The organism is Rubritalea marina DSM 17716, from assembly GCF_000378105.1.
Classification (GTDB): domain Bacteria; phylum Verrucomicrobiota; class Verrucomicrobiia; order Verrucomicrobiales; family Akkermansiaceae; genus Rubritalea; species Rubritalea marina.
Map to the genome: position 1 here is coordinate 68,073 of NZ_KB899247.1, position 25,718 is coordinate 93,790.

Below are 25,718 nucleotides of genomic sequence, written 5' to 3' on the forward strand. Positions count from 1 at the left end.
TAGATAGAGACACAATGGGAGACTTTCATCAACACGGTATCATCACGACACTTCATCAGCTAAACTCCCGCCCTCTAGAGGAGTTAGAGCAAGAACTCGTGCAGTTCGCCAAGCGTAAGCCGATGGCCTTGGTGTTGCCATCACTCTTTTCTGAACTTGAAGGGCCTGCGCTATCGAAGATCATCGATGAGATTGCACAGGTGCCATACCTTGAGCAGGTAATCATCGGTCTAGACCGCGCAGATCAAGATCAATACAAGTTTGCTTTAGAGTTTTTTAGCCGACTACCCCAGCAAGCCAAGGTGATTTGGAATGATGGGCCACGCATGCGAAAGATCGATGCGATGCTGCAGGAGAAAGGTCTTGCACCCGAGGAACCCGGTAAGGGGCGCAATGTTTGGTACATGTTCGGTTATTTGTTAGCATCAAACAAGGCAGACGCTGTGGCTCTCCATGATTGTGACATTACGACGTATTCACGTGATATGCTGGCACGCTTGATTTACCCTGTGGCCAATCCATCTTTCAGTTACAAATTTTGTAAAGGCTACTACGCACGCGTGGCCAATAACGCGATGAATGGGCGCGTTTGCCGACTTTTGGTTACTCCATTGTTGCGAGCCTTAAAGAAGGTATGTGGGGCCAATGACTATCTCAATTATTTGGATAGTTTCCGATATCCGCTGGCGGGTGAGTTCTCGCTTACCAAGGATGTGATTGAAGACATCCGCATCCCCTCAGACTGGGGCTTGGAAATGGGCACACTTTCGGAGATGCACCGCAACTACGCCAACAATCAAATTTGCCAGGTAGACATTGCTGATATTTATGATCACAAGCACCAAGACTTGTCATTAGAAGATAAGACTCGTGGGCTTTCGAAGATGAGTAACGACATTGCAAAGTCCTTATACCGCAAGATGGCGACACAAGGGGAGGTCTTTTCTCCTGAGCGCATTCGAACGATCAAGGCTGCGTATTACCGTATTGCCTTAGATATGGTGGATAGCTACCACAATGATGCCGTCATCAATGGCTTGAAGTATGACCGCCACACTGAAGGGCTTGCGGTAGAGAACTTTGCCGAGACCGTGATGCAGGCTGGTCATGATTTCCTGAATCCTGAGAAATCGATGGAGACTCCGTTCATGCCCAGCTGGAACCGCGTTCAGTCAGCCTTCCCAGATATTATGGAGCAGATTATTGATGCGGTTGACGCGGATATGGAGGAATTTGGTTCTTCAAGCTACGATCAAAGCAATCATCCGAAAGTGCAGCAGGTGCGCCAGAAGGTGAAGCGCCATATTCAGCGCGTTTATTCTGACCACAATGTCGACGATCTTACTGATGAGGTAATGGACATCGCTGGCTTAAAGAAAGCAGCATTAGAATCTCACTCGATAGGCGATAAATGGGATCAGGGTGATGTTTACACAATTACTTATGCTGATTCGATTGTGCGCGAAGGTGAAATGCCACTAGAGACCTTGAAGAAGGTTTTTAAAGAGCATCTACGTGGGGTTACCAGTGGGGTTCATATCCTACCATTTTGCCCATTCACATCCGATTACGGATTCTCGGTGGTGGACTACACCAAGGTAAAAAAGGAATTCGGGCAATGGTCTGACATTAAAGACTTGAGCAGTGATTTCAAGGTGATGGCAGACTTGGTGATCAATCATTGTTCTAGTGAGTCACCATGGTTCCAAAACTTCCTCAAAGGGGAGAACCCTGGCAAAGATTACTTTGTCATGGGAGATGATTATGATGACATTTCCAATGTGGTAAGGCCTCGACCGCATCCATTGCTCACCACTTACGAAACCAATGAGGGTGAGAAAGAAGTGTGGTGTACCTTTAGCCCTGATCAGGTGGATCTTAATTTCAAGAATCCCAATTTGTTGATGGAGTTCATCAAGATCATCAGACTTTATTTGGATCAAGGGGTGAAGGTGTTCCGACTGGATGCCATCGCGTTTCTTTGGAAAGAATCAGGTACGACTTGTGTGCACCTAGAGCAAACTCATGAAATCATTAAGTTGCTCCGCGTGGTGCTTGAGACGCTGGAACCTGAAGCTATTGTGATCACTGAGACCAATGTGCCTAATAAGGAGAATCTTTCCTACTTTGGCAATGATAACGAGGCTCATATGATCTATAATTTCTCACTTCCGCCATTGTTAGTGAACACATTGCTCAGTGGGGATTGTCGTCATTTGAAGACCTGGATGATGTCGATGCCGCCGGCTCGACGCGGTCGCTCTTACTTTAATTTCATCGCTTCACATGATGGCATCGGGTTGAGACCAGCAGAAGGTTTGTTAAGTGAGAAGGAGCTGAAGGGTCTTACCGACACACTTTGCTCGTTTGGTGGTGAGATTTCGATGCGTAAGATGCCAGATGGTACGCTAAAACCGTATGAGGCAAACATTTCACTATTCAGCGCAATGGCAGGGAAGATAGGTGGCGCTCGAGATCAATGGCAGGTGCAGCGCTACCTTTGTGCGCATACTATCATGCTAGCTCTCGAAGGCGTGCCAGCTTTCTACATTCACAGCCTCGTAGGTACTGAAAACGACCTCCAAGGCGTTGCCAATACTGGTGAACTGCGTTCCATCAATCGCCACAATTGGCGAGCTGATGAATTGGAGGAGAAACTGGATGCTGGTGAGACTCACCATCGAGAGGTTTTTGATGCGCTGAAGCACATGATTAAAGTGCGCCGTAGGCAGCCAGCCTTCCACCCAAATGCAACTCAATATACCTTGCATTTCGGAAAGGGTGTCTTGGCATTCTGGAGGGAGAGCCTTGACCGTACTCAGTCAGTCTTCGCTGTGCATAATATTTCAGATAGAAAACAGTCCATCCCGGTAGTAGAACTCAATCTCATTCTTACCGAGACATGGGTCGACCTTCTGACTGGTAATGAAGTAGTTGAAGGCACCGAGTTCATTGAGCTCGATCCATACCAGGCGGTGTGGATCAGTAATATTGATGGGCCAGGAATCTAAGCTAATTCCTAAGCTCTGAGAACGCTGTACCAACCTCGCTTGATGTGAGGTTGGTTTTTTTATTCATGAGAAAGACGGACTCGATGTGATGCAATGATAGTGGATTTAGGGTGGATTCTGTTATTTATTGTGTTTAGAGTTTTCTAAAGTTTTATTCACATCCTTATGTTGCCATTTCGATCTACTTTCCCTGGCTTGATAACGTCTTTATTCATGGTGGGTTCTCAGTTGTGTGCTGATGAGCCTGACACGATCAAACCTGTGGGTTATGAGCTAAGCGGCAGTTCCTTTGAAGGTGAGGCGGTATTGGCGTGGGATAGCCATTATTGGTCTGAAGGCCGAGACGCCTTAGACGGCGATTCACTAGCCATGGCTGAGTTTGCTTTGGGCTGGAATCATTTGTTCACTGGAATTTGGTACGGATGGTCTCCTGATAGTGACTACGATGAATTGCAGCTTAGCCTTGGTTATGCCGGAGAGTATGAACAATTAGAGTATTATTTTGCATACACGCGTTTCCAATTTCCCTTCGCCTCAGAGTCAGACAATGAACTTGGGCTTGGGCTAGCTCTTGTAGATTTGCCTCTGGAGCTAACTGTAGCAGCAGATGCGTATTACTCGTTTTTAGCCGAAGGTAGCTTCATTGAGTTGGCTGTTGAGAAAGATATTGAGTTGGGAGAAAAGGTCGCAGGGAATATAGCCGCGTTTATGGGGGTGAACCAGGGGTATATTCCTGAAGGACATGATGGTGCAAACCATCTAGCTCTGCGTGCGACTGTGGAGTACGACCTCAGGGATGGCTGGGCGGTGTTTGGCCATGTGACTTCAAACTGGCAAGTTGGGCGCAACGAAGACTTAGATGGTGACGCCTTATTGAAGGATTTTGTACACGGTGGTGTCGGAGTCCGCTGGGGTTTTTGAGTTGCGAACCTGGTTCTACTTGGCTAGTTCTTGGCTTCAAAATTGACAGCTATGGCTGAATGTATCCAATGTAGTTTTCCGATGGGAGACGCTTCTCAGTGCCCGAAGTGCGGCACACCACGTGAGGTTCAAGGACGGGGAGCAATCCACGAGATTGATGTTGCTCACCATGGAGAGACCTGGGATCAGGCTGAACAGTTTATTATTCTGGGTTTACGCACAGCGATTGAAATGCGCTGTAAGGCGTTGCGGGTGATTCATGGTTATGGTGCAAGCTCTGGGGTTTCGGTGATTGCGCCGCGTGCCATTTCTCTCATGCGTCATCTAGCGGAGACTCATGATGCGCGCTTTGCCAAGGATCAATCAAATCCTGGGGTGAGTTTGATCTGGCTGAATAAGGGACGTAGTAAAAAGTTGGCGAATGAAGTGTATTTTAAGCATGAATCACTCAGTAGCTCAAAATCACCCAGTGAGAATTGGTTTGATTTAGCCCAGCAGAAAAAGCACTAGATGTTAAGGCTTTTTCGGAGGAGTGCGATGCTGTCCAAAGTATTTCTCGCTGCGGTAGCGTAGCCAGACTCTGAGCACCTGCGGGACTCTCTCTTTCTCTTCTGCGCTGAGCGTTTCATAGAGAGCGATAGCGCGATCTCTTTCTCTGCGGCAGGCTTTATTGTTGTGTGCGTCCCAATGCGCGCGAGCCAAGCGAATTCTGCGGTTCACCTCCTTAATGAGCGCTTTACCAACGAGAATTGTATGTTTTTTCTTCTTTGCTGGCACAATGTAAATAAAAAGCACGCCTAGACATTCGTCAATAGGCGTGCTCTGAGAATTCTGGCATAGGCCGCAGTTGCTATTGTCCCAGCTGTTTGCTGAGTTCCATGAAGCTTGGGAACTTACCACCTGAAAGTGCTTCTTTGGCGAGTGGAAGTATGGTGCCGAGTTGTTGTTTCATTTGTGGGTGCTCGACTTCAGCGAGTAACGCGATCGTTGCGTCGATTTGTTTTTGTGCCGTTTCGAGGTTACCTGCAAGGTAGTTGAGTCTAGAACTAACAAGTGTGAGGTGTAGTTTTTCTTCGAGGCTTTCAGCATCTTCTGGGAGCTTAAGGTCTTTAAGTGCGAGTGCAGCGTAGGGTTTGGCGTCCTCACTGTCAGGCATCATTAGTGCGGAGCTTTGGTCGAGCTCTGAGACATTGAGTTTAGGGTCATTTAGTTTTACTATCTCACTGCGTAAGTCCGTTAGGGCCTTCCAGTCTCCCTTTTGTGAAATCGCCGTGATCTTGAGTTGCAGCTTAGCTGGGTTTGAGTCCTCTAAGGAATCAGCGATGGCTAGAACACCATCCCAATCTTCTTTTTGGAAGAGTGGCATGACTTCAGCGCGAAGTTCTTCCGCTGCTTTCTGTTGCGCTTGCAACTCAGATTCTGCCTTCTTTGGGTCGTATGAGCCATCGAGCATGGATTCAATCATCGCATGGTTGATGCCTCCTGGGTGACCCTTGAAAATAATTTTCCCATCTTTCATAATCAAGGCGTGGGGGATTCCTTGAACTCCTGCTGGCTTGAGCCACGTGCTGGCAAAGTCACTATTGCTGCCGCCTGAGAAGGCAACACGGTAGGACATTTTATCACCTTGGTCTGCTAGAAACTTTTTTGGAGTATTGATATCGTCCTCCCAGACGTTCATTCCAACGATTACGAGTCCTTTGTCTGCATACTTTTGGTGTAGTTCGTTGACGTGAGGGATAATTTGTACACATGGACCACACCAGGTAGCCCAGAGTTCCAGCATGTAGACTTTGCCAGCCTCATCAAATGTTGCTACCGGGTCTCCTTGAAGCCAGGTGATGCCTTTCAGCTCGGGTACTTGAGATCCAACATCCAGACTGGCAACTTTCTGCTTGGCTTCTTTTTTGTCAGTATCCTGTGCTGATGCTTCAGGTGTGAGAGTGGTAGCAGTGGTTAAAATACCGGCTGCAAATAGGGTGCCCATGCGAGCTAATTGCAATTTCATAGGCTACTAACTTGTACCTGCTAACAAACATCTGCAACTTCTTTTTTGTACCATCATGAAGATGTTTTGGTGTGTTAGAATGTGGCTTCGAGTGCTTGTCCAATAAAGTTTAGGATGTCTTTCTTTCCTTGTGCTTTGGTAGCGGAAGTTACGTAAGTTCTGGGAAGTCCATCACACCATTCGCTCATGGCATCATGGAAGGCATCGATGTTGCGTTGGACTGCACCGGGCTTCATTTTATCAGCTTTAGTGAAGAGCAGTACGAAAGGTATTTCAGACTCCATCAACCACCGTGTGAATTCGAGGTCAAGCGTCTGCGGGCTGAGTCGTGAATCTACCAAAATGAAGACGCAGGTAAGCTTTTCACGATTTAGGAGGTAGTCGGATACGAACTCATTGAAGCGATTGCGCTTTTGTCCGGATACTTTGGCATAACCATAGCCAGGAAGATCTACCAAACTCCACTTATCATTGATGGTGAAAAAATTGATCAATTGCGTTCTCCCGGGTGTTTTTGAGACATCAGCGAGTGGTTTGCGTTGATTGGTCAACATGTTGATCAATGAAGACTTACCGACATTAGAGCGACCGATAAATGCAAATTCTCTAAGCTCAGAATCTGGGCAAGATTCGAGGTCAGGAGCACTGGTGTTGAAAACCGCTTTGTGTATTTGCATGGGGGGAGTGTGAGCTTGTATCGCTGTGCTGTGAAGCGGAAATTGGCAGCCTTCGGGAAATTTGAAGAAACTCAGAAGGTTACAGGACGAGTTCGCATGCATCACCCACCATTGACCTAGCAGACTGGGCGAGTGCTTCAAGGTCTAGGTCCGGACCAATGAGTACCGCAGAGCTGGGGACCTTGTAGCGCATCGAGACGGTGTAAGGTTTGGGGGGCATTTGCATGCCGATCCTTTCATAGAGTAGTCGTCTATCACCAGGCTGCGTGGGAGTGATCAGAGCCTTGGCGCGCATGACTGATTCAGGGAGGCTCTTGAACCAAGCTTCGATCAATTTTGGATCGATGGGTTCAGGTAACCGGAATTGGCAGGCTGTAAACTCGTGGGCTAGTTGATGATCTGGGCGATGCTTTGCTTTCGCTGTGGATGCTGCGTCTGGACTCGAAGCCATGCAGCGTTTCTTGCGGCTGGCCATCTCAATGACCGATTGACTGAAATGTTTGAAATCAATTTCTTCGGCACTTGGGTTGCGTTCCTGTACTTTAGCTCTAACTTTTGCGAGGCGAGCATCATCTACTGCATCGTGATGGGAAATGAAGTAATGGCTGGCGGTTTCCAGCTGAATGAGCTCGAGCCGGTTGTGGTGAGACCGTCTGCCGTAACTACGGGCGTCTATCACACAGACGTGCCAGCGTGGATGAAGCTTGAAGCGATCTTCCAAAAGTGTGAGTGACTCAAGAATCGGCAAAGGGTCAGCCGTTCCGTTGAGTTCGACGAGTAGAATGTCATGATCTGAGTTCGCCACCTCGACTACCATGTCATTGAGGAACTCCATTCCTTCACAGCAGGCGCAAGAGGCTGCGAGTGCCTTGACGGAAGAGCTATGGTCTCTCAGGGTTTCGCTATCGATTTCGGCATTTGAGTAATCATTGAGAATGACGTCTGCTTCAATCTTGGCTTCGACAAGCGACTTCAGAGTATTGCGAAGGAAGGTGGTTTTACCTGCACCAAGGAATCCTGAGATCAGGACGCAGGGACGCATCTTAATCATCTTAGCAAGTTGTTTCATCGCCAACATGGATCATTATGTTGATGCTTTTGTGTTGCAACACTTGCAGGCGCAGAGATTGCCAATATGTGTTGCGATTAAAGCAATGCCTCCCAGTGTGGTAATGATGCTGGCGAGAGGGATCGCTAGAGTTTTGATATTGCTGTCATCCACATGCATTGATGGGCAGCATTGGTCCACACATGCTGAGATTTCTGCTGGCACATAGCCTAAGTGGACAGTGAATGCTTCCGTGAGTGCTAGACTCAATCCTGGAATACTGGACTCAAAGTATGGGGCTAGTGCACCAAGAATGATGAGAGTGACCCCGATGACGCTAGTTGCAACAACCCATTTACGCCCGTGCTTGTTGAAGTTTTTAATGGTCATTGAGAGCACCAGAGGGATGACGATCAGAGCCATTCCCCAATGGGATGCCGGGTGAGACCAAATCTTACCAAAGTGAGGCATTGCGATCAGCAGAACAGGGGTGAGGGCACAGTGAATCGCACACAGTACTGAGGCAAAAGCCCCCCAGTGATCACCGTTCCAGTGTTTTGACTTCGTTGTTGCTACCAGCTCGCTCACAATGTTGCAATTAACCTGCAAGCATCAGCATCGCAAGTGTAAATGCATAATTGTTGCGTTTATCTTCGTGCTAATTTGCAAAGCCTTTGTGTCGAATGGTCATCACACGATTGTAGCCGTCCACCAGTGTGTAATCGGACTCTTCAATGAGTACTTCATACCCTTCAGTGATGAAGTTGAGCAAGACACCTTCGATATAGGGTGAGACGTTCAGCATTAATGTGGTGAGGGGGAAAATTCTGACTTCTCGGGCCACGCGTAGCATTTCATTGATGGCGTCGATATGGAATTGGAAGCTGAGTTGGTCTGAGTAAAAGAACAAAAAGTGAGAGCACACAGCGATATCGAACTGCGCAGTATTCACTGGTAGTTGAGGGAGTTCTCCCACCTTGTAACGATCAGTCGAGCTTGGAAGCTTAAAGTCATCTACAAATGAACGAGTGGCACACGTGCGCCTAGTTTGCATGAGCCCTGGGGCTGGCTGAAAGGACCAGTCCCAATCCTGAGGGTTGGGAGTGAGTCGCTGTCTTACTGGGTCGAATGAGGATTGAAACTGGGATTCAATTTCTTCGCCAGTGTAGGCGTAGATAGGATCTATTGAGGTGACTTGGCCGCCTGCTGCTGTCAGTTCGGCATTGAAGCTAGATGGGCCATCGGCGACACCCAAAAGTTTCTTATTGAGGTCGTCCTCAGTCAGTTTGAACATTCGCTGGTATTGCCCAAGTGAGTGCCCGAGAGGAACTACTTGTTCTAATTGTGTGTGCATGGGTGGGAGGTGGGTTTGTTTGTGCATGGGAGGAGTGAAGAGGTGTCAGGATTGGTACCACTTCAGCGCCAATTTTTCATGGTGCTGGATGAAGTCATGTTTCCCGCCACCATAATGCTCGTTGCTTCGAGTGTTCTTGTGCGTGGCCCTCGTTTTAATGCTTTTGTATGAATCACGCACTTTGGGGTGCTGGCGTAAGTAGTCGCGAAACGCGATGTTTTTGACGATCTGAGGGTTTCCTGATTGGAAGGCGTGAATATGAATGCTCAAACTTTTTCCGATCTTGCGGTAGTAGCGCCTACCTTGGACTCCGAATTCTCCGAGGGCCTCGTAGCCGAGTGCACTGAAGTCTTTGTGATGGAGCTCGAGCAATTCTAGGGCACGAACTTCTAATAAAATGTCGATGACCGGTTTGGCTGTGATGCCGGGAACAGCTGTGCTGCCGATGTGATGAATCGCGTCGAGTCCGAGTATATCTAGATCGATGAGACGTTGCTTTTCGCTTGCGAAAGCATGTGTCCAAGCTGGGTCGTAAGGGAGGGCTTTAATGTGCATGGGAGGTTCAAACAATTGATAACGTGTACTATGCAGAAAATTGATTTAAAAATCAAGAATGTAAGTTATTTAATCACATATCAATCTGCTAGATTTTGGTTCAAACGTTGGTTTATCAAGGATTTACTCCGAAATGAATTAAGTAATAAGATAGTCAATGAGGCTTATATTTATTGAAAATGAGCCTATTTCTAGGGGCACGGCTGATCACACAGAGGGACCAGCTGGGAGGTGATGCGCACTACCGTCAATGGGGGTGACTGAGCTTGAACTAATCTTGTTAGAACAGTAGTCCGTCGAAGGGCTTGTGGTTGAGGTCATCTTCATCTAGGTCCTCATCCTCAGGGGCGTGACCAGAAGCTGCGTCATTGATTGGTGTAGGTTGCTGAGCGATCGGGGCTGGATCGGCTTCGATCGTGTGGGCGTGTTCAGGAGCTGTTGCGTCGTTGGTATTGTCCTCGAGAGGGGGGGATACAGCTGAATCATTTGTGTCGCTTGCCTGATTCTGGTTATGAGGGAACTGCGCCAGAGGTTGCACAAGATTGGCAGGAAGAGGGAATTGCTTCTGTTGGATATTGGGAGCTAGTTCGGGGGCAACTTCGTAGGCTTGTTTGAACATTTCAAATTTGGCATCGATGTTGTCGATGTGGTGCAGCACGATAGCCTCTGGGGTTCGAGGTAGTGTGGGGCTACCAAATTCATAGGTGCCGTGGTGGCTAGCGATGAGGTGAAGTAAGTGGATGCGAACTTCTGAGTTAAGCGGGTAGAGTTCACTCCATTGTGCTGCATGCTGTTGTTCAAGGTCAGTCCAAAGCCTGCTGGCTAAGTCAATCCCCAAGGGAATGTGGCCGAGCATCTCACCTTGAAGATCGTAGGGTTGAGCAAAGCCGTTTTCGGGGTAGGTATTTTCCCACATTTTTCCGCAGTCATGAAAAAGAATGCCTGTGATCAGGAGGTCGAGGTTGAGGTCTTGGTAGACCGTGGAGAGAGCCTGAGCGCTGCGCATCATTTGCGCGACGTGCTCGACTAGCCCCCCACGACGGGCGTGGTGGTTTTTACGAGCTGCAGCGGTGCGGCGGAATTGGACTGCATAACGCTCGATGAATTGTTGGGTGAGAGCATGTAATCGAGGATCGGCAATGGCGTCACAGAATGCTACGATGGCATCCCAGTCAACTTGCTGGCGGAGACTTGTTTCTGGGTCGCCTGTGAGTAGGTCGGCCGTCTCGCTATCATTGAGTGGCCGAAAATCCCACCGTTGCGCATCCAATCCGTATTGATTCTGTGTCCAGTCACCAGACAGGCGCAGAAAGGATTCGGCAGGGAGGTCTTGAGCACTATGGAATTGTGGAAGGTTTTCCCAGATTTTGAGGGTGAATTGGTCTGTGGCATCAGCGAGTGTGATCTCCAAATATGGCTTACCCGATTTGGTGGTCTTAGTCACACAAGATTGAAGCTGCGCATCCACACTAGCCGCAATGGGGGAGTCGCCAGCGTTTTGTTTGAGTTGGGTAATGGTAAGTAAGTCCACAGCTGCATTGTAGCCATGAAACCCCTATTGGCGGCAACCCAAACTTGTTCTCTAGCCTCGTTTTTTTAGAAGCTGTTGAGGGCGAGTATGACACGTTCGATGAGCCAGTAGCCACTGATCGCGGCGATCGCGAGCGAGGCGCCTTTACGAAGCCAAAGGTAGGCTGTTCTGTTGCGGATGGCGAAGCACAGGAGAAAGATACTAGCGATCACCGCGACTTGCCCGAGCTCTACTCCAAGGTTGGCTGCAATGAGAGGAAGAACAACGGAGTTTGAGTTGCGAATACCAGCGCTGAGTACCGACGCAAAACCAAGGCCGTGAATGAGACCAAAGAGGAATACGGTGAGTAGCCGGTGCAGTTGCACCTTGGTAGAGCGAAGGTTTTCAATGGCCACATAACATATGGTAGCGGCGATACAGGCTTCAATCCATGGGCCAGTGATGGCGTTAGGTGCTGGAATCCAATCGATGATTACCAGAGCCAATGTGATGCTGTGACCGAGGGTGAAGATGAGAGATTGTGCCAGAAGTGGTCGCCATTGCAGCGCGATGAAGCATAGCGCTGCGATGAAAAGAACGTGGTCTAGGCCATCTGGTATGACGTGTCGAAAACCATACAGAACGAAGTGATAGAAGCTGTCCTGTATCGGGGGAACTGAGGCCTCGTGGTTCCATATCAGAATTGACTGTCCAGGGAAGGTGGTGAGTACGCGGTCTTCGCCCATTAGGTCATAGCCCAGGACGAAGTCTGGGTGATCACCATCTGCGATGCTTAGAATAAGCCCACCAGGTTCATCTGGTAGCACTCCCTTAAGGATCACACTGTAGTAAGCATAGCCAACATCGGTGAAACGTTGCTCAAAGGTAGGCGGCGTTGTGGCCCAAGCTGGGTACTTTGTGCTGAAGGGCTGCACGAGGGGCGGCTGGTCGGGATTTGTTTCCCATCCAAAAGACAAACATTCACGAATGTACTTTTCGGTTTCCTGTTTGAGGCGTTCGAGTGCTGCTGGCGATTGTGCCTCGAGCCATTCATATTTTGGTTGAAGTGCTTGCTGGTTGGCTCGCATTTCAGGCAGGGCATAGCCTGCGTCAAAGCGCAGCTCGATCTCCCAGCGTTCTGCATCAGCTTGGAAATCTAGGAATAGCTGTTCTACCACATGTGCGTGCGTGGGGAGGATGAGCGCGCAGTAGCTAACAAATGCTAGGATAAACCGTTTCAATGGTGAATGCATGATGGTGGGGGCATGCTGAGCCCCGCAACCACAGATGGCAACTAAGAATAGAGCCCCGAGCGTTGAACCATGACCACCACCAGGGAGCCGAACTTATGAGTTAAGCTTGGCTGGTAGTCGTAGTGAACTGACCGCTGCCACAAGGGTGAGTCCCGCAGCTGTCCAGAGGCAGGCCGGCAGTCCTGCTAGGAGATACATGGCACCCGATAGCAAAGTGCCGAGTAGACGACCGCAAGCATTGGCCATGTAATAGAAACCAACGTTTAGTGACACATCATCACTGTCTGTGTAGGCGAGGATCAAATAGGAGTGGATTGAGGAATTGATTGCAAAGATAAAACCAAAAATGCAGAGGCCTCCGATCAAAGTCACGGTGAGGTGAAAATCGTAGCTAACGGCCAGAGCCATCAATGCGCAGATACCGCAGAGAGCAAAAATCCATACTTTTGCGGCATGCACAGTATGTGAAAGGGTCAGCGCATTTTTCGATCGGCTCTTGGTGATCTTCGGAGCAAAGGCCTGCACGAAACCATATCCGATCACCCAAAATGCCATGAATCCACCAACTTGCCAGAAATCCCAACCAAGAACATCGTGCAGGAAAATCGGCAAGCCCACGACAAACCAAACGTCTCTCGAGGCGAACAGGAAAGAACGGGCAAATGAAAGGCGGTTGATCGCCGAGCTCTTTGAAAAAAGCTGGGTGAATTTGGTTTTTTTCTTGGACTGGCCAAAGCTGCCTTTTACCCAAATCAGCGAGGCAGCAAGTACCGCGACTAGCATTGCAGCTAGGATGTAGAGTGCGCTATCGAAGCCCAAGCTTGTGAGCAATAAGCTGCCGACGAAGAAGCCCACGCCTTTGATGGCATTTTTTGAGCCAGTGAGTGCCGCAACCCACTTGAAGAGTTTTCCATCAGAGTCTTGCTCGTCATTGACGATGAGTTTCACGGCGCTCTTAGAGCTCATTTTGGTGAGGTCCTTGGCAACGCCTGCGAGTGCCTGCACGCCCATCACAAAGGCGACGGCGAGTGCTCCAGTCCAGCTAGAATCGACCACAGTGAGTGAACAAAGAGCCACAATTTGAAGTGCTAGGCCGATAAAGAGTGTGCGCCTGAGACCGTAGCGAGAGCCAACCCAGCCGCCGATCAAGTTGGTGACGATGCCTGCACATTCGTAAAGCAGGAAGAGAAATGCCAATTGTACCGGCGAGTAGCCTAACGCGTGGAAATGCAGCAGCACCACCATGCGCAGAGCTCCATCGGTGAGCATGAAAACCCAATAGGCGAGGGTCACCAAGGCGTAGGTCGACTTGTTCATGGTGTATCGATTGGCTTATCTTTGATCGATTGTCTCGGACTTCTTTAGAGAGAATGGGCGACTTTCTCGACGAGTTCCATCATGCGGTTCGCGTAGCCCACTTCATTGTCGTACCAAACGTATAGTTTAAGCATGGTGCCATCGACGACCATGGTGGAAGGGGCATCAATGATCCCCGAGCGGGTGTCATTGGTGAAGTCCGCTGAGACAAGCGGTTTTTCCTCATAGCCTAAGATGCCTTTGAGTGGGCCTTCTGCAGCAGCTTTGAGGAGTCCGTTGATTTCTTCAACGGTGACTTCTCTGCTCAGCTCGAAGACGCAATCGGTGAGAGATGCGTTGAGGAGTGGCACACGTACCGCGTGGCCGTTGAGCTTACCTTTGAGCTCAGGGTAGATCATGGTAATGGCGGTGGCAGACCCTGTTGTGGTAGGTACCAGTGAATTGACGGCTGAACGAGCACGCCTTAGGTCTTTGTGCGGGGCGTCGACAATCACCTGCGTGTTGGTGAGGTCATGGAGTGTGGTGATGGTGCCACGAACGATTCCGATGTTTTCGTGAACTACTTTGATTGCAGGCGCGATACAATTGGTGGTACAGGATGCTGCTGTCACGATCCGGTGCCTTGCCGCATCGTAGAGCTCGTCATTACACCCCATCACGACATTGAGTGCTTCTTCGTCTTTGACTGGAGCTGCGACAACAACCTTCTTCACCCCTTGTGCAAAGTAGGGTTCGAGGGATTTTACGGTGCGGTGTGCACCAGTGGAATCAATGACGATATCACAAGCTGACCAATCGCCGTCTGCAACGGCTTTGTGTTGGCTAAATTGTACCTTTTGACCATCCACAATGATCTCGTTACCGCTGTGCGAGATGTCGCGTTGGTAGCGACCGTGTACGGTATCGTACTCCAGCAAATGTGCCGATGTCTCTAGTGTGCCACCTATCTCGTTGACTTGAACAATTTGATAGTCGGAGTTGTCAAAGCCTGCGCGGAAGCCGAGGCGCCCCATGCGGCCGAAGCCATTGATGCCAATTTTTTTCATAGTATGATCGTGATTAATAGTTTGGAAACTTAGTTTATGGGGTGACACATTTCTGGGTTACCTCCACAGCAATCCTCGGTGAGGTATGCTAATAAATCGCGCAGGCCTTGAGCCTTGATGCTGTAAAAGACGTGGCGCCCGTCGCGCTGTGATTGAATCATGCCAGCTGTGACTAATTCTTTTAAGTGGAAGGAAATCGTGTTGGCTGGGGTTTGCAGCGATTCTGCGATGTCGCCTGCGGCCAACCCTGATTGGTTCTGGCGTGCCAGGAGCCTGAAGATTTCCAATCGAGTCTCCTGAGCTAAGGCTGCCAGCTGATTCACTGCATCACACAATTCCATGAACTTGGAATTATAGAATTCATGCAACAATGTCAAGATGGGTAAGCGTGACAGAAGTGTCAGAATGCGTATTGGTGTGGGGGATTAGTTTTGAGCTTGGTGACATTGTGGGATACTTTAGAGGGTGATGTCACACAGCCACCATCACCACGATGCTACTCAGAGTCTGAGGTTGGTGTTTTTTCTCAATTTGATCTTCACCTTGATTGAGGTCATTGGGGGATTATGGACCAATAGCATAGCGATCTTAGCAGATGCGGTGCATGACTTTGGTGATTGCGTTTCACTGGGAGTTGCATGGTATTTGCAAAAACTTTCTACCAAGGGGGCGAATAATCAATTCACCTATGGATACAGGCGTTTTTCGATGCTGGGTTCATTGGTGACTGGTGGGGTGTTGCTGACTGGTTTGGCATTCATTCTATTCAGCTCGCTGCAGCGGCTTGCGAACCCTGAGCCAGTCCACGCTTTAGGAATGCTAGGCATGGCAGTATTGGGGATTATATTCAATGGCCTAGCAGTATACAAGTTGAGTGGTGGTCAAACGATGAATGAAAAAATGGCGCGCTGGCATTTATTTGAAGATGTCCTTGGTTGGATTGCTGTGATGGTTGGGGCTGGGTTGTTGATGGTGTGGGATCGTCCTGAGATTGATCCCTTGTTGTCCATCATGCTCTCATTATTTATTTTGTGGAATGTGGTACGCAATTTGAAGCAAAGTTTGGGGTATTTCTTGCAACGCGCGCCAGCAGGGTTTGATCTGGAATCCTTTACCGAGAAACTTCAAAAACTCAAGGGGGTGAAGGGATCTCATCACACACATTGCTGGACGCTTGAGGGGGAGCATCATGTGTTTTCGACGCATATTGTGATGGAGGAAGGTAGTACCCGTGAGGAGATATACCGAACCAAATGCGCTGTGAGTGACTTACTCGAAGACCTAAAAATAGAGCATATCAATGTTGATATCGAGTTGGAGGGCGAACCGTGTTTGATCGAATACCGCCGAGGCGGTAAATAAACAATTATTTTGCTATCTATTGTTGGATCGATGCTTACTTTGGAAAGATGATAACAATGAGAAACGGTTCACCTCGATCTTTGAACGAGGTAGGCTTTGATGAGTGAAGTTAAAAAGTTTGAGCACATTCGCCATAAGCCACCGGCTAAACTTCAGCAAGCTCGCCCGCTAATTATTGCTTTATCACCTCTGCGAACGCATGCGAACCTTTCAACGATTGTCCGCACGGCTGGTTGCTTGGGGCTTACCGAGGTCATTGCCACTGGCAATGCTAAAATCAATCCAAAGATAGCGCGTGATGGGGCCGAGAATGTCAACCTCACCACGAGGAGGACGCTCATTCCCAGTTTGAGAAAATTAAAGCAGGAAGGTTACAAGTTGGTGGGGCTTGAGCAAACTACGAATTCTCAGCCTTTACTGGGATTCCCATTCCCTCACAAGACGGTGCTGGTCGTGGGGTCTGAGCGCGAGGGGCTGAACCAAGAAACCTTAGATATCTTAGACCACGTGGTAGAGATACCAGTGTGGGGGCTTCCTTACAGTTACAATGTAGCGACGGCGACGAGTATCTGCCTACACGCCTATTGTGCCTGTTACCCGGATGGCTAGAGTTGAGGCGTGTTATATTAATTGGTTTACATGAGATGAGATTTGCTAGGTGGTTCCTTACTGTCGTAGCCTCATTGGTGGCATCCGCGAGATGCTTGGGTGAATATTCTTTCTATTGAGCATAGAATGATGCCCAATGGTGGGGTGTTACGCATTCTATGGATTTGGTTGATTGGGCTTTGCATGAGTGAAGCTTTTGAATGCTACGACCAACTGGAGCTGGAGGAAAACACCTGTGGGATTGTGAGCTTGATGAATGCGCAGCGTTTAAGTTCTGACGCGTGGCAGGAGCATTTTAAATCGATTCCCGCTGGGGTAGAGGAGAGGTTTCAGTGGCATTATCGAAAGTACTTTAAACGTTTCTCTTCCTATTCTTATCGCAAGCGGCGCTGGGACATGAAGAATGGTATCCGCCCCGATGACCTCCGTGATGGAATCAACGAGCTTCACACTTCACTGGGTCTACCGAAGCTGACCTTAATCTCGTTGTTTCGAAGCGAGGGAGATACTTATCAGGCATTGTCGGAGCACTTCTTCAAGGTGACTCATCAATCGCTAGAATTTGGCTACACTCCGATTTTGATATTTTCACGTTTCCAAAAGATCAGCCAACGTAGAGGTGGGTACCGTTGGGGTGTGGTTGCGAGCCATGTCGTGACTCTGACGGCTGTGTCGGAAGGGGAACGTTCGCTTGGGTTTCAATACTGCGACCCTTGGGGTGGAAGAATGTGCGAAGGGCGACTGTGTGTGCCAACGCGTGACTATTGGGCGAATGATATTTGCTCGCGTGAAGACAAAGGGCTCAAGAAAAGTCCGTGCTTGGTGGTCGATGCTCAAGACAGTCCTGTGCATTCGTCTCGCTATGCCCCGCACGTGTCCAGCGTCGTAGTCGCTTCACATGTACTCGTGGTTAGCAGCCCATTGACTGAACACAAATAGTCTATGTTCAATACTCTATGAGGTCGGCGAGCTGGCCAGTGTGCACGTTGTCATCGCATGGGAGTGGCGTGAGCCAGTGTTCTTTTTTAAACCAAGTGCGTTGGCGTTTGGCGTACTGGCAGGTGGCATAAAAAACCTGGTCTTCGCATTCTTGTAGGCTGATTTCGCCGTTGAGGTAGCCTCGAATCTGGCGGATGCCGATGGCTTTCTCACATGTGAGCGACGGCTCGATGAGTTGTCTAACCTCTTCAATAGCGCCTGAGTCTAGCATGATCTTTGTGCGTTGGCGGATGCGTTGACGCAGTGCTTCAGCGTCCCATTGCAGAAGCGCCCCACGGAGAGTGGCATTGATGGCGTCGCTTTCTGCGTTCCAATCATTCTTGATCTCAGACATTTTCTTGCCTGAAAGTAGGCAGATCTCCAGCGCTCGGATGACATAGCGACGGTTTTGAAGGTTGGTGGCAGCTGCGCCTTCCGGGTCGACTCGTTGTAATTCATCGATTAACGCGCTATCGCTTCTCGCCTCGAGCTCACTACGGAGTATGGGATCGCTAGGGGGCACAGGTGATGGGCCGTGGGTGATGAATTTTAGATACATACCAGAGCCGCCAACGACGATCGGGGTTTTACCTCTATCCTGTACGTCCTTTATCACCGGAAGTGCGAGTTCTCGGTAGCGTTGGGCATCAAATTCTTCACCTGTGTCGATGACGGAGAATAGGTGGTGCGGTACCTGAGTTAGTTCCTCTGCGCTAGGGGCGGCTGTGATGATTTCAAGGCCTTGATACACCTGATAGGCGTCGCCGTTGATGACTTCACCATCGAGCCTCTTGGCAATCTCAATTGCGAGCGCAGACTTTCCACTGGCAGTCGATCCACAGATGTAAATGGGTTGATGCATTGGTGGGCTAACTTTTGTTGCACTAGGATGTTTGCTGAGCTCGTTTCAAGCGCTCTAGCAGATCTGGATTCTCCTTGAGCTCAGCGACGATGGAGGTGATCACGTTGAGGGTTGACTTTGAAACATGATGTTCCATTCCTTCCACATCGTTGTAGATGGTGCTTTCATCGATGTCGAATAGCCTGAGGAACTCAGTCAGTGCTGCGTGGCGGGTGATGATTGCATCGGCAATCGTGCGGCCTTTCTCGGTTAGAATCGTACCTCGATACTTTTCATGGTTCACCAAGCCTTCTGAGTCGAGGCGGCGGAGCATGTTGGTCACGGAGGCTTGAGAGATCCCAAGGTTCTTGGAGATGTCGACCGGGCGCGCGTATCCCTTTTCCTCGATGAGGTGGAGGATTTGTTCGAGGTAGTCGTCCATTGCGACTGAGCCGGATGTGCGGTTAGACTTCACTGAATTTTTGGATGGATGTTACGATGATCTGGAATGCGTTTAATAATCCTCTACCGGGCTGCGTGAGTTCGAGCGGGTGTCAGTTTCTTTGTGGGCATTCTCTTCGCCGAGGACTTCGATACGGAGATCCATGACCTCCTTTTTGAGGATGTCCCAACGACTTTGGCTGAATGGGTAGGTTTTGGGTATTTTCTTTTTGACTCTTTTGATCCGCTTGAAGGTGGCTTTGGTCATGTGGTATGGGAGTTCTTGGAGGGCTTCGAGTGCGCGCTCTGCAGTGTCTGTTTGGTGGCAGATCATGGCCATGTCATTGCCGGCTTCGATGGCCATTTTGACATCGGCACCACGGCCGTACGTGTTGATGATCGCGCCCATATCGAGGTCATCGGTGATGACGAGGCCGTTGTAGCCGAGTTGCTCACGTAGGAGTTTGGTGACGACGTTGTAGGAGAGTGATCCCGGCAGGTCGGCTTGCTCAGGGTCAATGGCGGAAAAGTGTGTGTGCCCAGTCAGAATGCCATTCATTTCTGGCCAGAGTGCGGTGTACGGGATGAGGTCGCTAGCCAGCATCTCATCGATGGTCTTGTTTGAGATTGGTAGCTTGTGGTGTGGGTCAACATCAGCAACACCACAGGATGGGAAGTGCTTGCCGCAGGTGAGAGTTTTGGTGCGTCTGAGATTGCGGTTGTACACGCCTGCATTGTTGATGACCTCCTGTGCATCGAGGCCGTAGCATCGCCCAGCCAGCGCATTATCTGAGTCGGGCTCATAGCTGATGTCCAATACGGGAGCTAGATTCATATTGATCCCTAATTGTGAGAGGATCTGGCCAGTTTGGATACCATGCCACGCGATAGCATCAATCTTGCCAGCGCGGCGCATTTCATCTGCAGACGGTGGGATGGGGGTGATGCCTTTGGTTCGGGTGACGCGGCCACCTTCTTGATCGATAGCGATGATCGGAGGGATGTCACAGATCTCTCTTAAGGAGTCGGTGAGTGATCGCACTTGCTCTGGAGATTCAATGTTTCTGCTGAACAAGACAAAACCCCCTGGCTGGATCTTGCTAAGGTAGTGGATTTCATTGGTGGTAAGTTCAAACCCTTTGATGCCAAGGAGGAGCATTTGACCGTGCATAGGTGCAGGATTGGTCAGCAATCGGCAGAATGCAAGGATCTATCCCCTGAGGCAAGGATTCTGCTTTTCTACTCTGCATTCTAGTCCTATAAGCGCAGCAACATGGCTAAGAAACCAGTAGTACTCATTATTCGCGATGGCTGGGGGGTGAACCCAGGTGGAACAGAAACCGCCGCCCGGGATGGGGATGCCACCATACTCGCTGACACACCATTCCACGACCAGTTGTTGGAACGCTACCCGAAGGCCTTCGTTAGTGCCTCAGGCATGGATGTGGGTTTGCCAGATGGGCAGATGGGGAACTCCGAAGTGGGTCACTTGAATTTAGGAGCAGGACGGATCGTTTATCAGAGCCTCACGCGCATCAATAAATCGATCAGTGATGGTGAAATGCCTGGATTGGATGCCGTGAAAGAAGCTTTTGCCAAAGCCAAAGGTAAGACCTTACATTTCATGGGCTTGGTCTCTGACGGAGGTGTGCACAGCCACCAAGAGCACTTAGTCGCCTTTGTGAAAGCGGCACATGAAGCGGGCGTTGAAAAGATTGCGATTCACGCGATCACCGATGGTCGTGACACATCGCCTACTGGTGGTGTTGGCTACATGCAGGCATTGGAGGAAGCGATTGCCGGTACCAATGCCAAGATTGTCACCGTGGTAGGACGTTATTTTGCGATGGATCGTGACACGCGCTGGGAGCGCAACAAGTTAGCCTGGGATGCATTGGTGCTTGGGCGAGGTGAGAAGATTGATGTTCCAGCTAGCGAGGTGCTAGCTGCGAAGTACGAGGCTGGTGAGACTGACGAATTTATCAAGCCCTTGATCCTCGACGATGCTGACACCCAACGAGTCAATGACGGGGATGTGGTTTTCTGGTTCAACTTTCGTGCGGACCGAGCTCGTCAGCTATCTAATGCTTTTCTTGACGGTGAGGCATTTGATCATTTTGACAAAGAGGTGCACCCGAAGGTGCATTTCGTAACTATGACGGAGTATGATGAATCATACGATTGCTCGGTGGTGTATCCATCTAGCAGCATGAGCAATGTGCTCGGTGAGGTTGCTTCAGCGGCTGGGCTCAAGCAGCTCCGTATTGCTGAGACTGAAAAGTACCCACATGTGACATATTTCTTCAATGGTGGGGCTGAGGAACCATTCGAAGGTGAAGATCGTCAAATTGTGTCCTCCCCAGCAGTGGCAACTTATGATTTGCAGCCAGAAATGAGTGCTCCAGAAGTGACTGAAAAATTGGTAGCGCGTCTCAAAGACTATGACTTGGTAATCTTGAATTTTGCCAACCCAGACATGGTTGGACACACCGGTATCGTTGAGGCCTGTAAAAAAGCATGCAAGACGATTGATGAAGGTGTTGAGGCCGTGGTGAAGGAAACACTTCGACTTGGCGGCAAGCTTCTCATCACCGCTGACCACGGCAACTGCGAAAAGCTGATCAATCCCGATGGTTCGCCGCATACTGCGCACACTACGAACCTCGTGCATGCGATATATGTTGCTGAAGATGCCGATCAATTTGTGGTTAAGGATGGAATCCTTGCCGACGTCGCGCCGACTCTCTTGGATATGGCGGGAGTCGCCCAGCCCGAAGAGATGACTGGTTCGACACTTCTTAAAAAGGCATAATTCCTGAAGGGAATCAATGTGACCGCCTGAGTGCTGTTTGGTGCTCAGGCGGTTTTGTTTTTCTGAGTCTAGAGAACTCATAAGGAATAGGGATACAAGGGAGTATTGAATTGTGGCATGGTTCGCCCGAATCAGGCTTTGCAGTGCATGCCTTGAATCCATCCTCAATTTATGTGAGATCCGATGGATCCATCCATTGCTTGGCGTAAGTTAAGCTACCATGCAGAAATTTTCACCATTGATAGGAGGCGTGCTTGCTTCGACTCTCGCAACTGCAGCCACCTTTACCCCGACCGATATGTTGTTCAATGACAACAAGACGAGAGACCCGGGCGATGGTAGGAACCAATTTAAATTGGTGAGACAGACCAACTATGGAAGTGGGAAGCTCACATTACATTATGCCTACACGGTCGACCTGAGTACGGTCGGAGGCCAGGGTTATGAAACGGCTCATTTCTCTGTGGATTTTGAGACCAAGGATGGCATTATTCCCAGCACCTTTTTGATCGGGGTGAGTGGTGATGACGATTCAACAGAAATCATCGATCCGGGTGAGACGCTTAAGGCGACATTAAATTTTCAGCCTCAATCGGTGTTTAAGGATGTCAAGATTGGGGTTGCTCAGATGTGGGGTGATGGTGATGCTCAGGTTGCTGGGGTCACCAAGGCTGATAAGGATCCCGTTTTTATCGTTCAGTCGAAGTCGTTCACTGTGGAAAATGTGGATCCTGATGATGAAGCCTTTGGGCTTGGTTTCCTTTCATTCACCATTGAGGTGGATGGCCAAACGGTCAATGCCAGCGCGCAGGCGCCTGTGCCAGCAACGGCACAAGTTGGAGCGTTTACCACAGAACCTGCAGAGCTGGCAGCAGAAGATAGCTCACACAAGGTGAACCTCATTCGCGTGAGCGGGATGTCAGTGATGATGAATTTGGGCCGCTGAAGCACAGCAGCAGGGGACTCGATTCGGCTGCTTGTCGTTGCTGTACTTTGCTGGCGTGTCATGCCCCACGAGGTGGGAGCTTAGGAGCTAAAAAAAGCCTACCAGGATGTCAGCATCTCGGTAGGCTCTGTGGAGTGACTTTCGCCGTGGATACGTTTATTCGCTCTCCGCTTTCTGCGTCTCTTCGGTAGCCTCCGCTTCTTGGGAATGAAGCGCCTCGAGCTCTTTAAGATCTGAGAGTGCTTGGAGAAGTTGTTGGTCGGTGTTTTGCACATGGCGTTCTACAGTGAGGATGCCTTGTGCGTTGGTTACGACTGTGGAGGCAAAGCCGTGCTGCACCTTAGAAAGTAGATCAGTGGCGCGCTTCAGTTGTGCTTGTGTGTTTGCGTCTGCGCCCTCGAACATACCACTGCTTTCAAAGGCGGCTAACATCTTGCTGATGTAGTCGCAGCTATACTTTGAGAGGTAGGAGCTGATGATGCCGTTCTTCGGGATACCATCCATGGTTTCGAGATAGTCAGTACTCTCGGCCAGCGTATTTTTGCCTGATGCACATGCTTTGTAGAATTCTGGAGTGCTTGAAATCCAGATGTGATCGTTGTTCTTGTCGACAACAATGATTGGGAGAAATCCCATAAACTGTGGTGCCATCTCCGCGGGTATTGTGTAGCTGAGGACACCATCTTGTTCGTCGAGAGAGAATGGGAGACCAGAGCCACCGATGATTTGAGGGCCTAACTTTTCCCAAATCCATGTGATACCGTCTAAGCGGATCATGAGCTTGGGCGTGTCAAAGGTTCCCATCGGGGTTGGTAGTTGTTTAGTCGGGTCCAAATCTAGCACCATGCTGAGACGGAGATCGATTTTAGCGAGCAACTCTTCGGTGGTCATGTCCATGCCAGGAACGGCTTCTTGCATGGAAGTTTTCACCTCCTGGACGGTTTCTTCATCACTAAAAAGCTTTACCATGTCGAGGATCAGGGGCTCCACTTGAGCCATGTTGAGCGGGATTTGGAAGACGACGTCGCTCCCTGCAGGAGCTATTTTAGAAACTACCTGCTCTTGGTGTTTAGATTGAAACATCAAGGCCAAGATACCATTGTAGTTGTTGCCAATGTTCATTTGTGAGGCATTGATCCACTCAGTGCCCTGAGGTGTGGACGATTGTGCGTAGCCAGTGCTCATTGGGATGCCAATCAAATCCATCAAGTTGTCGAGCGAGAACGCCTTAGCCGCTTCAGGGTGGTAGGCTTTTACTGAACGCTCGATATAGTCACGGTAGTCATCAAGTGTGCCTGTTTTGTAGTTGGCAGCCTTGGTGTTCACTCCAATGCTTTCAGCACCAAGGTGGCTGAGACTTAGAGAAAATGCGGCGAGGGCTGTGGTTTTTAATTTCATAAATGATTGGGTAATAGGTATGTCTGATTAGCTGCTGATAGGCCATTCATCTTTATTTAGAAGATGTTAGGTAAAGCCAATTCACTCAAGGAAAAAGTCATCCTCCCATCGTCTCTGAAAATCTTAAAACTGATGCTTTACCTTGGAGTGAAATCTGGCATAGCTACTTTGCTCTTATTTTATGGGGCATCAATCAATTTAGTAAAAACGTATTATGGATATTCAAATTGCAACTCTCTGTGACTTCGCTGCTGACTACAACGGCAAGATGGTAATCAATGGAACATTTGACACTCTTGCAGCACCGCAAATGCCAGTAGTGCACCCACATTGCTGCCTTGCAATGCGTCTCTGCATCACCCCAGAAGATCGTGGCCAACACAAGTTCACCGTGAACATCATCGATGCTGATGGCCAGGGGATCGACGAAAAAATGCCAATCGTGGCTGACATGCCAATCGACCTTCCAGATGACGTGCCATTCATGACACGCAACCTCATTCTTAACCTTCAGGGGCTTCAGTTCCCTGAGGACGGTATTTACTCCATCGATATCAGCGTGGATGAAGAGCTTATTACTCGCATCCCACTTCGCATTGTTGAAGTAGACCAAAATGCGCAGCAGCCATCTGCATAATTGGCTCTGAATGACAGATTTGTCATCAAACGAATTCCCTCCAACAAGCATGCACGATAGACCCCATTATCGATCCGTCATGATTACTGGTGCCTCCGCCGGCATCGGTGAGGAATTTGCCAAGCAATTGGTACATTCCTGCGACCAAATGATATTGATCGCGCGCCGCGAGGAACGCTTGCTTCAGCTAGCAAGCGACCTCAAAGCCATCAATCCACACTTGGATGTGCTTCACTTTACTGTGGATTTGGTGAATCGCGAACGCCGCGAGGAATTCATCCAGTTATTGCAAGATCATGGCGCCAGGCCTGATTTGTTAATCAACAATGCTGGGATGGGGGATTACGGCGAATTTGCCCAAGCTGATTGGCCTAAGATTGAGCGCATGATTGAGCTCAATGTCACGGCATTATCGCACATCACTCGGGCAGTGCTTCCGGACATGATTGCTCATGGTGGAGGAGATGTGGTGAATGTGAGTTCATTGGCAAGCATTCTACCAATTCCTGATTTCGCTGTTTATGCGGCCAGTAAAGCCTATGTTACGAGCTTTTCTGAAGCCTTGAGATTGGAGCTGAAAGGGCACGACATCAACGTGCTCGCTCTGTGTCCTGGGCCAGTGCACACCGAATTTGGGAAGGTCGCGATGCGAGGTGATCAATCCAACAAGATCCCTGGCAATGAATTCTTCTACACTCCTAAAGAGGTGGTGGTTTCAGAGGCGATTGAGGGGTTGTCCAAAGGGAAGGCACGAGTCTATCCTGGGGTGAAAATTGCTTTGGCAGCCTTAGCTATCTCCGCCTTGCCGATCGTGGCGACTCGTTTGATTATGGGGACACGCCCGCGCAAGGCAAAGTAGGAGTCAAGTGCCCTTAGTTTTAAAGCGGGTGCAATCTATTGCGGCTAGTTTTATGGCCGAGGCATTCAAAAATTCATAAGTTTGGCTGAATTTCTGCGCTCACGGGTGCTGGAGCCAAAATAATGCGCGATTATT

Annotated in this window: 26 protein-coding genes; 10 read left to right on the forward strand and 16 right to left on the reverse strand. The window is 49.4% G+C overall.

Going from position 1 to position 25,718, the window contains the following annotated elements; translation table 11 throughout:
- Window positions 1-14 precede the first annotated feature (14 nt).
- The 3 genes from F454_RS16535 (at window position 15) to F454_RS0100315 (ending at window position 4,442) form a co-directional block, all read left to right on the forward strand.
- Complete coding sequence (locus F454_RS16535; RefSeq protein WP_018968620.1) at window positions 15-3,011, forward strand: alpha-amylase family glycosyl hydrolase; 2,997 nt, start codon at window positions 15-17, stop codon at window positions 3,009-3,011.
- Window positions 3,012-3,206: 195 nt separating this feature from the next.
- Window positions 3,207-3,932, forward strand: a complete 726-nt coding sequence (locus F454_RS0100310; protein WP_205618967.1) for a hypothetical protein — start codon at window positions 3,207-3,209, stop codon at window positions 3,930-3,932.
- Window positions 3,933-3,983: 51 nt separating this feature from the next.
- Window positions 3,984-4,442 carry a Smr/MutS family protein gene (locus tag F454_RS0100315; protein WP_156817051.1) on the forward strand — a complete coding sequence of 153 codons (459 nt, stop codon included), beginning with the start codon at window positions 3,984-3,986 and terminating at the stop codon, window positions 4,440-4,442.
- Window positions 4,443-4,445: 3 nt separating this feature from the next.
- Here F454_RS0100315 and F454_RS0100320 read toward each other — a convergent pair whose 3' ends face one another.
- The 12 genes from F454_RS0100320 to F454_RS0100380 all read right to left on the reverse strand — a co-directional run bounded on the left by F454_RS0100320 (window position 4,446) and on the right by F454_RS0100380 (window position 15,041).
- Window positions 4,446-4,727, reverse strand: coding sequence for a hypothetical protein (locus F454_RS0100320; protein ID WP_018968623.1), 282 nt, complete (start codon window positions 4,725-4,727; stop codon window positions 4,446-4,448).
- A 55-nt stretch (window positions 4,728-4,782) separates the two neighbouring features.
- Entirely contained in the window at window positions 4,783-5,940 is a 1,158-nt protein-coding gene (locus tag F454_RS0100325; protein WP_018968624.1) for a TlpA disulfide reductase family protein, read from the reverse strand.
- A 74-nt stretch (window positions 5,941-6,014) separates the two neighbouring features.
- On the reverse strand, window positions 6,015-6,617 hold the full coding sequence (yihA, locus tag F454_RS0100330; protein WP_018968625.1) for a ribosome biogenesis GTP-binding protein YihA/YsxC: 603 nt from the start codon (window positions 6,615-6,617) through the stop codon (window positions 6,015-6,017).
- Between the two features lie 79 nt (window positions 6,618-6,696).
- Window positions 6,697-7,686, reverse strand: a complete 990-nt coding sequence (locus tag F454_RS0100335) for a CobW family GTP-binding protein (RefSeq protein WP_169334279.1) — start codon at window positions 7,684-7,686, stop codon at window positions 6,697-6,699.
- Between the two features lie 15 nt (window positions 7,687-7,701).
- Window positions 7,702-8,253 carry a MerC domain-containing protein gene (locus F454_RS0100340; RefSeq protein ID WP_169334280.1) on the reverse strand — a complete coding sequence of 184 codons (552 nt, stop codon included), beginning with the start codon at window positions 8,251-8,253 and terminating at the stop codon, window positions 7,702-7,704.
- Window positions 8,254-8,323: 70 nt separating this feature from the next.
- Window positions 8,324-9,019: a malonyl-ACP O-methyltransferase BioC gene (locus F454_RS0100345; protein WP_026292605.1), complete on the reverse strand. Its 696-nt coding sequence runs from the start codon at window positions 9,017-9,019 to the stop codon at window positions 8,324-8,326.
- Window positions 9,020-9,064: 45 nt separating this feature from the next.
- Window positions 9,065-9,574, reverse strand: coding sequence for a GrpB family protein (locus F454_RS0100350; RefSeq protein WP_018968629.1), 510 nt, complete (start codon window positions 9,572-9,574; stop codon window positions 9,065-9,067).
- A gap of 280 nt (window positions 9,575-9,854) precedes the next feature.
- The gene (locus tag F454_RS13615) at window positions 9,855-11,105 is read right to left on the reverse strand and encodes an HD domain-containing protein (RefSeq protein ID WP_018968631.1); all 1,251 of its coding nucleotides are present in this window, start codon (window positions 11,103-11,105) and stop codon (window positions 9,855-9,857) included.
- A 65-nt stretch (window positions 11,106-11,170) separates the two neighbouring features.
- Complete coding sequence (locus F454_RS15375; protein ID WP_018968632.1) at window positions 11,171-12,337, reverse strand: HupE/UreJ family protein; 1,167 nt, start codon at window positions 12,335-12,337, stop codon at window positions 11,171-11,173.
- 93 nt (window positions 12,338-12,430) lie between these two features.
- Window positions 12,431-13,654 (reverse strand): organoarsenical effux MFS transporter ArsJ, encoded by a 1,224-nt coding sequence (gene arsJ, locus F454_RS0100370; RefSeq protein WP_018968633.1) that lies wholly within the window; start codon window positions 13,652-13,654, stop codon window positions 12,431-12,433.
- Between the two features lie 44 nt (window positions 13,655-13,698).
- Window positions 13,699-14,700, reverse strand: a complete 1,002-nt coding sequence (locus F454_RS0100375; protein ID WP_018968634.1) for an ArsJ-associated glyceraldehyde-3-phosphate dehydrogenase — start codon at window positions 14,698-14,700, stop codon at window positions 13,699-13,701.
- Between the two features lie 29 nt (window positions 14,701-14,729).
- Window positions 14,730-15,041 (reverse strand): ArsR/SmtB family transcription factor, encoded by a 312-nt coding sequence (locus F454_RS0100380; protein WP_018968635.1) that lies wholly within the window; start codon window positions 15,039-15,041, stop codon window positions 14,730-14,732.
- A gap of 127 nt (window positions 15,042-15,168) precedes the next feature.
- On the opposite strand from F454_RS0100380, the gene F454_RS0100385 reads away from it, so the two are divergent.
- From F454_RS0100385 to F454_RS0100395, 3 genes are all read left to right on the forward strand, one after another.
- Window positions 15,169-16,062 (forward strand): cation diffusion facilitator family transporter, encoded by an 894-nt coding sequence (locus tag F454_RS0100385; RefSeq protein WP_018968636.1) that lies wholly within the window; start codon window positions 15,169-15,171, stop codon window positions 16,060-16,062.
- A gap of 99 nt (window positions 16,063-16,161) precedes the next feature.
- Window positions 16,162-16,671 carry a TrmH family RNA methyltransferase gene (locus F454_RS0100390; protein ID WP_018968637.1) on the forward strand — a complete coding sequence of 170 codons (510 nt, stop codon included), beginning with the start codon at window positions 16,162-16,164 and terminating at the stop codon, window positions 16,669-16,671.
- A gap of 183 nt (window positions 16,672-16,854) precedes the next feature.
- Window positions 16,855-17,610 carry a hypothetical protein gene (locus F454_RS0100395; protein ID WP_156817052.1) on the forward strand — a complete coding sequence of 252 codons (756 nt, stop codon included), beginning with the start codon at window positions 16,855-16,857 and terminating at the stop codon, window positions 17,608-17,610.
- 7 nt (window positions 17,611-17,617) lie between these two features.
- Here F454_RS0100395 and miaA read toward each other — a convergent pair whose 3' ends face one another.
- From miaA to F454_RS0100410, 3 genes are read right to left on the reverse strand one after another with little or no spacing between them, the layout of a single operon-like run.
- Window positions 17,618-18,511, reverse strand: a complete 894-nt coding sequence (miaA, locus tag F454_RS13625; RefSeq protein ID WP_018968639.1) for a tRNA (adenosine(37)-N6)-dimethylallyltransferase MiaA — start codon at window positions 18,509-18,511, stop codon at window positions 17,618-17,620.
- A gap of 22 nt (window positions 18,512-18,533) precedes the next feature.
- Window positions 18,534-18,965 (reverse strand): transcriptional regulator MntR, encoded by a 432-nt coding sequence (gene mntR / locus F454_RS0100405; RefSeq protein ID WP_240471527.1) that lies wholly within the window; start codon window positions 18,963-18,965, stop codon window positions 18,534-18,536.
- A 39-nt stretch (window positions 18,966-19,004) separates the two neighbouring features.
- The gene (locus F454_RS0100410; protein WP_018968641.1) at window positions 19,005-20,102 is read right to left on the reverse strand and encodes a glycoside hydrolase family 3 N-terminal domain-containing protein; all 1,098 of its coding nucleotides are present in this window, start codon (window positions 20,100-20,102) and stop codon (window positions 19,005-19,007) included.
- A 102-nt stretch (window positions 20,103-20,204) separates the two neighbouring features.
- Between F454_RS0100410 and gpmI the strand changes: the two genes are divergently transcribed.
- Together gpmI and F454_RS0100420 are read left to right on the forward strand one after the other, a co-directional pair.
- On the forward strand, window positions 20,205-21,743 hold the full coding sequence (gene gpmI, locus F454_RS0100415) for a 2,3-bisphosphoglycerate-independent phosphoglycerate mutase (protein ID WP_018968642.1): 1,539 nt from the start codon (window positions 20,205-20,207) through the stop codon (window positions 21,741-21,743).
- Window positions 21,744-21,963: 220 nt separating this feature from the next.
- A complete protein-coding gene (locus F454_RS0100420; protein ID WP_018968643.1) occupies window positions 21,964-22,689 on the forward strand; it encodes a hypothetical protein in 726 nt (241 codons plus the stop codon).
- A 156-nt stretch (window positions 22,690-22,845) separates the two neighbouring features.
- On the opposite strand, the gene F454_RS0100425 is transcribed toward F454_RS0100420, so the two are convergent.
- The gene (locus F454_RS0100425; protein ID WP_018968644.1) at window positions 22,846-24,087 is read right to left on the reverse strand and encodes a hypothetical protein; all 1,242 of its coding nucleotides are present in this window, start codon (window positions 24,085-24,087) and stop codon (window positions 22,846-22,848) included.
- Window positions 24,088-24,301: 214 nt separating this feature from the next.
- On the opposite strand from F454_RS0100425, the gene F454_RS0100430 reads away from it, so the two are divergent.
- Together F454_RS0100430 and F454_RS0100435 are read left to right on the forward strand one after the other, a co-directional pair.
- Window positions 24,302-24,724, forward strand: a complete 423-nt coding sequence (locus F454_RS0100430) for a DUF6941 family protein (RefSeq protein WP_018968645.1) — start codon at window positions 24,302-24,304, stop codon at window positions 24,722-24,724.
- A gap of 49 nt (window positions 24,725-24,773) precedes the next feature.
- Window positions 24,774-25,583 (forward strand): SDR family NAD(P)-dependent oxidoreductase, encoded by an 810-nt coding sequence (locus F454_RS0100435; RefSeq protein WP_026292607.1) that lies wholly within the window; start codon window positions 24,774-24,776, stop codon window positions 25,581-25,583.
- Window positions 25,584-25,718: the final 135 nt, after the last annotated feature.

What these genes read in the sequence shown, in the direction of transcription:
- F454_RS16535 (WP_018968620.1), top strand. Translation starts at nt 15, where the DNA reads ATGGGAGACTTTCATCAACACGGTATCATCACGACACTTCATCAGCTA.
- F454_RS0100315 (WP_156817051.1), top strand. Translation starts at nt 3,984, where the DNA reads ATGGCTGAATGTATCCAATGTAGTTTTCCGATGGGAGACGCTTCTCAG.
- F454_RS0100325 (WP_018968624.1), bottom strand. Translation starts at nt 5,940, where the DNA reads ATGAAATTGCAATTAGCTCGCATGGGCACCCTATTTGCAGCCGGTATT.
- yihA (WP_018968625.1), bottom strand. Translation starts at nt 6,617, where the DNA reads ATGCAAATACACAAAGCGGTTTTCAACACCAGTGCTCCTGACCTCGAA.
- F454_RS0100335 (WP_169334279.1), bottom strand. Translation starts at nt 7,686, where the DNA reads ATGAAACAACTTGCTAAGATGATTAAGATGCGTCCCTGCGTCCTGATC.
- F454_RS0100345 (WP_026292605.1), bottom strand. Translation starts at nt 9,019, where the DNA reads ATGCACACACAATTAGAACAAGTAGTTCCTCTCGGGCACTCACTTGGG.
- F454_RS0100350 (WP_018968629.1), bottom strand. Translation starts at nt 9,574, where the DNA reads ATGCACATTAAAGCCCTCCCTTACGACCCAGCTTGGACACATGCTTTC.
- F454_RS15375 (WP_018968632.1), bottom strand. Translation starts at nt 12,337, where the DNA reads ATGCATTCACCATTGAAACGGTTTATCCTAGCATTTGTTAGCTACTGC.
- arsJ (WP_018968633.1), bottom strand. Translation starts at nt 13,654, where the DNA reads ATGAACAAGTCGACCTACGCCTTGGTGACCCTCGCCTATTGGGTTTTC.
- F454_RS0100375 (WP_018968634.1), bottom strand. Translation starts at nt 14,700, where the DNA reads ATGAAAAAAATTGGCATCAATGGCTTCGGCCGCATGGGGCGCCTCGGC.
- F454_RS0100380 (WP_018968635.1), bottom strand. Translation starts at nt 15,041, where the DNA reads ATGGAATTGTGTGATGCAGTGAATCAGCTGGCAGCCTTAGCTCAGGAG.
- F454_RS0100385 (WP_018968636.1), top strand. Translation starts at nt 15,169, where the DNA reads ATGTCACACAGCCACCATCACCACGATGCTACTCAGAGTCTGAGGTTG.
- F454_RS0100390 (WP_018968637.1), top strand. Translation starts at nt 16,162, where the DNA reads ATGAGTGAAGTTAAAAAGTTTGAGCACATTCGCCATAAGCCACCGGCT.
- F454_RS0100395 (WP_156817052.1), top strand. Translation starts at nt 16,855, where the DNA reads ATGAGTGAAGCTTTTGAATGCTACGACCAACTGGAGCTGGAGGAAAAC.
- miaA (WP_018968639.1), bottom strand. Translation starts at nt 18,511, where the DNA reads ATGCATCAACCCATTTACATCTGTGGATCGACTGCCAGTGGAAAGTCT.
- F454_RS0100410 (WP_018968641.1), bottom strand. Translation starts at nt 20,102, where the DNA reads ATGCACGGTCAAATGCTCCTCCTTGGCATCAAAGGGTTTGAACTTACC.
- gpmI (WP_018968642.1), top strand. Translation starts at nt 20,205, where the DNA reads ATGGCTAAGAAACCAGTAGTACTCATTATTCGCGATGGCTGGGGGGTG.
- F454_RS0100420 (WP_018968643.1), top strand. Translation starts at nt 21,964, where the DNA reads ATGCAGAAATTTTCACCATTGATAGGAGGCGTGCTTGCTTCGACTCTC.
- F454_RS0100425 (WP_018968644.1), bottom strand. Translation starts at nt 24,087, where the DNA reads ATGAAATTAAAAACCACAGCCCTCGCCGCATTTTCTCTAAGTCTCAGC.
- F454_RS0100430 (WP_018968645.1), top strand. Translation starts at nt 24,302, where the DNA reads ATGGATATTCAAATTGCAACTCTCTGTGACTTCGCTGCTGACTACAAC.
- F454_RS0100435 (WP_026292607.1), top strand. Translation starts at nt 24,774, where the DNA reads ATGCACGATAGACCCCATTATCGATCCGTCATGATTACTGGTGCCTCC.